The sequence below is a fragment of the Chryseobacterium sp. sg2396 genome (assembly GCF_042610505.1).
Classification (GTDB): Bacteria; Bacteroidota; Bacteroidia; order Flavobacteriales; family Weeksellaceae; genus Chryseobacterium.
Window position 1 is genome coordinate 1 of record NZ_JBHGAQ010000054.1, and the last position, 1,078, is coordinate 1,078.

At 42.5% G+C, this 1,078-nt stretch carries 1 protein-coding gene; it reads right to left on the minus strand.

Going from position 1 to position 1,078, the window contains the following annotated elements; translation table 11 throughout:
* Positions 1-47: 47 nt before the first annotated feature.
* A complete protein-coding gene (locus ACED20_RS21150; protein WP_378106731.1) occupies positions 48-929 on the minus strand; it encodes an alpha/beta hydrolase family protein in 882 nt (293 codons plus the stop codon).
* Positions 930-1,078: the final 149 nt, after the last annotated feature.

The window sequence follows — 1,078 nt, forward strand, 5'->3', positions numbered from 1 at the left end:
TAATAACATTCCGGATACGGAAGCTGCATTTTCAAAGGTTGCTCTTGTTACTTTCGTAGGGAAGTTTTCTGCTTGATCCATTGGACGGCAATATCAAACGGTTCTGTATCATTGCGGGAAGAGGTGCTGTGTCCCAGCTTACTGAAAAGAGCATACTCGAAAGGTTTGCCCTGCGCTTTGAAGGTATTTAGGTGTTCAATGCACAGCTTTACCGGAATCTGGATGTCTTTTTCACCATACAGCCAAAGTCCGGGAATAGAAAGGGTGTTCAGGGAAACTTTTGGATCAGTGGGGGCAAATTGATATTTGTCTGGGTCATTTTTAGTATGTTCAAAGGCTTCGGCCTGAGTGTGATTTTCCCAAAAATTAGTGTTTCCATTAGTATAAAATTGAAAACGAAGTTGTTCCAGCGTTGTAATGGTAGGACAACTGAACAAGACCATAAATCTGATTTCCGGATTTTTACTTGCAGCCATCGGGATGATCCATCCTGCCTGACTGAAACCTACTAATCCGATGGGTATTTTTTTGTTTTTTAAATGGGTCTGAAATTTTTTTACCGCAGCGTCTGCGTCCTGAGACAAGAGGTTGAGATTAGCCGTGTCGATATTGTTGGTGCCAACGGACGGCCCCACATACACGCCACCAGATTCACCTACGCCGCGTTTGTCATAAGTGAGTACAGCAATGCCCTCTTTAGCAAGACGTTTTGCAAACTCCATTTCTCTTTTTACCGGATCGGACCCATGAACGATGACCACTGCCGCGAATGGCTTTTCAGGTTTTACTATTGATCCTGCAAGAGTGATCCCCTGACTTTCAAATTTTACATCCTGAACCGTAATTCCGTCCGATTGTGCAAATGCAAATCCGGGAAGCACTATTAATAAAAGCAGAATATATACGTTAGAAAAAATATTGATTTTCATAGGTTATGGATAGGTTGTCAAATATACCACAAAAAAACCGCCCTATAAATAGAGCGGTTAGTATATTAAATTGCCTCGGTCGCTGATCGTTACATCATTCCTGGCATTCCTCCTCCCATTGGCATGGCTGGTTCGTCTTTTTTCACTTC

Coding starts and splice junctions, on each gene's coding strand:
- ACED20_RS21150 (WP_378106731.1), bottom strand. CDS start 929: ATGAAAATCAATATTTTTTCTAACGTATATATTCTGCTTTTATTAATA.